Here is a 4,275-nt window from a genome sequence, read left to right on the forward strand (position 1 = left end):
GATAGATGTAAGGTGTGCCTTTCAAGAAGTGCAAACACGTCGCCAGCATTTTTGCTGACTCAACTCGGAAATGTTTGTCATCACCGTATTTTGAAACCAAACGTGGCAAATCGTGGTTGTTCCAAAAAAGGGAATTCCAACCACCATCGGCCAGCTCTAGCTGCCACTTGGTCAGCACATTTTTGAACTCTCGAAGATCAAGCGGAATAGGGTTCCATTTGTCACCGTTCTCCCATGTCAGGGTAATGTGCTCAAATTGGAACACCATAGAAAGTTCATTTCTATCTTGTCCGCTGTATAGCTTGGCTATTTCTGGAGTCGCGCCCCAAGTTTCTCCAACGGTTAACAAATCCTTGTTACCAAAGGTCGCCTGATTCATTTGTTGTAATAGCTTGTGCAGCCTTGGTCCGTTACCAGTGATTCCTTTATCGATCTCTTTACCAATAAGATCAATCACATCTAAGCGGAAGCCGCCGATGCCAAGGTCAATCCACCAGTTCATCATAGTATGAACTTCTTCTTGAACCTTCGGGTTTTCCCAGTTCAAATCTGGCTGACGTTTCGAGAATAGATGGAAGTAATATTGTTGTGTGAGTTCATCCCACTGCCAAGCACTTCCGCCAAAGATCGAACCTTGGTCATCCGGTGCGCTGCCATCCTGTTTTGCATCGCGCCAAATGTAATAGTCTCGATACGGATTGTCTTTTGAAGAGCGTGCTTGCTCGAACCAACGGTGCTCATCTGACGTATGGTTTACCACTAAATCCATAACAATCTTAATGTCACGTTCCTTCGCTTCATCCATCAGTCGTTTCATCTCTTCCATTGTGCCAAACTCTTCAGCAATCGCTTGGTAGTCGGAGATGTCGTAGCCGTTATCGTCCATTGGAGATTGATAAACAGGGGAGAGCCAAATGACATTAATGCCTAGTTCTTTGAGGTAATCGAGTTTGCTGATGATTCCATTTAGGTCACCGATACCGTCATTATTCGAGTCTAAAAAGCTACGCGGGTAAATTTGGTAGACCACTGCGTCATGCCACCATTTCTGTTCCATCTCAATGTCCACTTAATAAGTTAATTGACCTTACTATAGTGATTTCATCTTACACTGGGAAATAGCATTACTAATGCTCTCTATAGAAAAATCCTATATCATGAGCTTTATCCGCTGCGCACTGTGTTCAGTGGTTTAATTTGTTGAATTTCTAACCTCGCATTTTGTGATCGAATGCAAACTAAGAGAATCCTATGAACAAGCTATACCGATACTTTCTGATGGTTGCGCATACTGGCAGTATTAAAGGTGCCGCAGAAAAGCTGAATATTAGCCAACCCTCCTTGACCGCTGCGATCAAGAAATTAGAGAGTGATGTTGGTGTGGCTATTTTTACTCGTAAGTCAAAAGGCGTTGAGCTTACTGAGTACGGGGTGTTGTTTCGGGAGTTTGCACAAGAACAGCAAGAAAAGCATCTGTCTTTGATGCACCGCTTTACCGACATGCAGCAGCGCCAATCCGGTAAATTGAAACTCGGCACCGGGGAAGCTTGGTGGGAACAATTTGTTTGCAAGGCGGTTGAGGAATACAAGCAACAAGAAAAAATGGGCTCGCTACATTTAGAGTTCGGTAACAACTTGTCTTTGATGCACCACTTGGTTCAAGGCGATATCGACTTGTTTGTTGGCCATGAAATCTATGGGCTGCATGAGCGATGCAAAGTAACGTTTTACCCACTCTTTCAAGACAAAGAAGCGGTGTTTGTTCGAGCCAACCATCCGTTGCTAACGAAGAAACACTTAGATCCGAGTTTGTTAAGGCGTGAGACATTAGCGTTTCCAATACTCCAAGTGACCCCCGATCATTCTCGACATAACTCTGTACTGTCTGACCACGTAAATTCACAGCCTGGTGGGCGTGATACCGAGGTGGTTGGGCGAGATGTCTATGACGTTGACTCTCTTTTTGCGAGCTTAGATATGTTAAGAATGTCTGATGCTGTCATGCCATACAGTCATAAAATGTGCGATTGGATGAAAGACAAAGGCTTCGAAACCTTACTGATTGATGACTCTAAGCTAGGAAACGTTGGCCTCTACGCGAAACAGGGAGCGGAAGACCTCAAGATCAAGACGTTCATTGAGATCTTACAAAAAGCCAACTTTGATTAAGCATTGCATGAAATACGAAACTCGTTTGGGTAAGCGTCCAATCTTGGTTGTGCAGAGCAGTTTAAATAAAGTCTAAATTTGAACTAGTAGTGATCGGGTAGTACAATATAGCTATTGAATGAGTGATGACATTCAACTAACTAAAGCAACAAATACAAACAGGGTGAGTGATTATGGACACAGCAAATGTAGAAACCGTCAGTTTCTTAAAAAAAAATGCGGCTAACTTGCCTTTAAGTGAACCACTAACGATCACGCAAAATGGAAAACCTACGTATGTAGTTGAGTCGTATGAAGACCATAAAAAACGTCAAGATGCCATTGCGCTAATGAAACTGGTTAGCTTTGCAAAAAATGATGTTGTTCAAGATCGTGTAACTTCGTCTAGAGATTTAAGAAGTCGATTAGCTGCCCGTAAGTAACAAAGGTAAATATGACTCATAAAGTAGAAATTCAATACACGGAAACATTTGAAAATTCGCTAAATGATTCGATTGATCACCTAACTCAATGGAATGATGAAAAATCAGTCATTGAAGGGATTGAGAGTCTTTTAGATGCCTTTGAAGAAAATGTGAGCCATAACCCTAACATGTACTCTAGATGTTCTGAGCTTGTAGGGTTGGGGGTCACTAGTATCAGAGAGTTCAAAAAATCGGGTTTTAGGCTGTTTTATGAGGTGAATAATGGCACGGTTACAGGCCTAGTCTTATTAAGGCAAAAACAAGACATATCAATGGCTCTCGTTGATTATTGCATCATACATAAATAAAGTTATAGCAGAGATTTAGCTCATGTACTTATAACCCCGTTTAGTGACTTACGGGGTGTGTTTTAATTCGAGTTAAGCGGCTGTTGTTAAAAAGCTTTATGATGTGTTCGCTTTAAAATCCAAAGGTTATCAGCCGTAATAGAAAGCCCCTCTACACCCATTCGCTTACTCTTTGGTCTGGTGACCTGTTTTCTTCGCAAACTTTTGCATCGCTTCAGCAAAGGTTGTTGCCCCACCTTTGGCTTGTACCTGTACTACCTTATACCCCAATTTTTCTAGCGCTTGGCGCTCTGCTAAAACAGCGTCATCGTCTTGCTGGCTGCCCTGTGCTGGTTGATGAAGGTAACACCCTTCTAGTTGACCATCTTCGACCAGTTGGTGGTGTTTCAGTGCATTGATATCAAAATTCATAATCAGTCTTTTCGTGTAAATGAGGAATACCTGCGGCAAAGCCCGCAAGTATCTATAATTCGATTGTTTGTACCATAAGGCATTTTAACCATAAAAAGCGAATGGAAAAATAGTAAACCAGTGGAATGTAATCGGGAGCGGTTTATCTTAGAAATGGATGAGGTAACTGAGATCGTGCTGGAACGGTTTTGGACATAAATGAGTTTCAGGAATTCTAATATTAGTGATTCATGAATAACTTTTTATAAGGCAAATTTGCCAATTAATACGCCTTTGTACAGTGCGCACTTTGTCTGCTTATGTTCAATCGTGCATATCTCCTTGAATCAGTGCAACCTCTTGTATTTAGAGGTTTTATCATTGAAGTATCGCGAAATGAGTAAGAATTACATTTTTCGAGAGTTAGAGTGCCAAATGACCAAGGAAGAGGTCGCGGAACTGTGTTTTAAAACTGTGAGAACGGTCACGGGATGGGACGAAGGAAAACCAATACCGCCTGAGTGCAAAAGACTAATGAGAATGGCAAAAGGTCGAGAACTAAGCATTAGCGAAGACTGGGTACAGTTCAAAATGTTATACGACAGTATGGAGCTGCCAACAGGCCAAATCGTAAGGCCACAACAAATATTAGCAGGGATTGCGCTTTTAGGAATTCAGTCAGAGTTGGAGATTAAGACTTCGACACATTTACTTGGTCTTGCTAGAGCGATAGCGAACATCAGAAAATAGGATGAGAAAAGTATGGTTTTCTCAATGGGAGTTCAAAGCTAAAGAAAGAGCGTCTAACAAGGTGAAATACTTATTGATAAGATAGCTTCGATTGGAACAAATCCCTTATTTGTTAGTTTAACCGTAAGCGCGTCATGAACCCCGCATTCTAATTAACCGGCACGAAGAATAAGATCATCTCTCCAACCCAAAGG

6 protein-coding genes are annotated in these 4,275 nt (G+C 41.8%); 4 read left to right on the forward strand and 2 right to left on the reverse strand.

Annotation, left to right across the window (positions count from 1 at the left end; genetic code table 11):
- Nucleotides 1–1,057, reverse strand: a 1,057-nt coding sequence (locus AB4653_RS03910; protein ID WP_372103383.1) for an alpha-glucosidase, incomplete at its 3' end; no start/stop codon positions are given.
- A 194-nt stretch (nucleotides 1,058–1,251) separates the two neighbouring features.
- On the opposite strand from AB4653_RS03910, the gene AB4653_RS03915 reads away from it, so the two are divergent.
- The 3 genes from AB4653_RS03915 (at nucleotide 1,252) to AB4653_RS03925 (ending at nucleotide 2,941) form a co-directional block, all read left to right on the forward strand.
- On the forward strand, nucleotides 1,252–2,169 hold the full coding sequence (locus AB4653_RS03915) for a LysR family transcriptional regulator (protein ID WP_009845863.1): 918 nt from the start codon (nucleotides 1,252–1,254) through the stop codon (nucleotides 2,167–2,169).
- Nucleotides 2,170–2,342: 173 nt separating this feature from the next.
- Complete coding sequence (locus tag AB4653_RS03920; protein WP_009845862.1) at nucleotides 2,343–2,591, forward strand: prevent-host-death protein; 249 nt, start codon at nucleotides 2,343–2,345, stop codon at nucleotides 2,589–2,591.
- Nucleotides 2,592–2,602: 11 nt separating this feature from the next.
- Nucleotides 2,603–2,941, forward strand: a complete 339-nt coding sequence (locus AB4653_RS03925; protein WP_009845861.1) for a type II toxin-antitoxin system RelE/ParE family toxin — start codon at nucleotides 2,603–2,605, stop codon at nucleotides 2,939–2,941.
- A gap of 165 nt (nucleotides 2,942–3,106) precedes the next feature.
- On the opposite strand, the gene AB4653_RS03930 is transcribed toward AB4653_RS03925, so the two are convergent.
- The gene (locus AB4653_RS03930; protein WP_009845860.1) at nucleotides 3,107–3,352 is read right to left on the reverse strand and encodes a hypothetical protein; all 246 of its coding nucleotides are present in this window, start codon (nucleotides 3,350–3,352) and stop codon (nucleotides 3,107–3,109) included.
- A gap of 360 nt (nucleotides 3,353–3,712) precedes the next feature.
- On the opposite strand from AB4653_RS03930, the gene AB4653_RS03935 reads away from it, so the two are divergent.
- Complete coding sequence (locus AB4653_RS03935) at nucleotides 3,713–4,081, forward strand: phage protein (RefSeq protein WP_102258300.1); 369 nt, start codon at nucleotides 3,713–3,715, stop codon at nucleotides 4,079–4,081.
- The last annotated feature ends 194 nt before the right edge of the window (nucleotides 4,082–4,275 follow it).

Origin of the sequence: Vibrio sp. 10N.222.48.A3, from assembly GCF_041475345.1 — a bacterium.
Taxonomy (GTDB): domain Bacteria; phylum Pseudomonadota; class Gammaproteobacteria; order Enterobacterales; family Vibrionaceae; genus Vibrio; species Vibrio tasmaniensis_A.

Excerpts from the sequence above, each read along its gene's own strand:
- AB4653_RS03915 (WP_009845863.1), top strand. The coding sequence starts at position 1,252 with ATGAACAAGCTATACCGATACTTTCTGATGGTTGCGCATACTGGCAGT.
- AB4653_RS03920 (WP_009845862.1), top strand. The coding sequence starts at position 2,343 with ATGGACACAGCAAATGTAGAAACCGTCAGTTTCTTAAAAAAAAATGCG.
- AB4653_RS03925 (WP_009845861.1), top strand. The coding sequence starts at position 2,603 with ATGACTCATAAAGTAGAAATTCAATACACGGAAACATTTGAAAATTCG.
- AB4653_RS03930 (WP_009845860.1), bottom strand. The coding sequence starts at position 3,352 with ATGAATTTTGATATCAATGCACTGAAACACCACCAACTGGTCGAAGAT.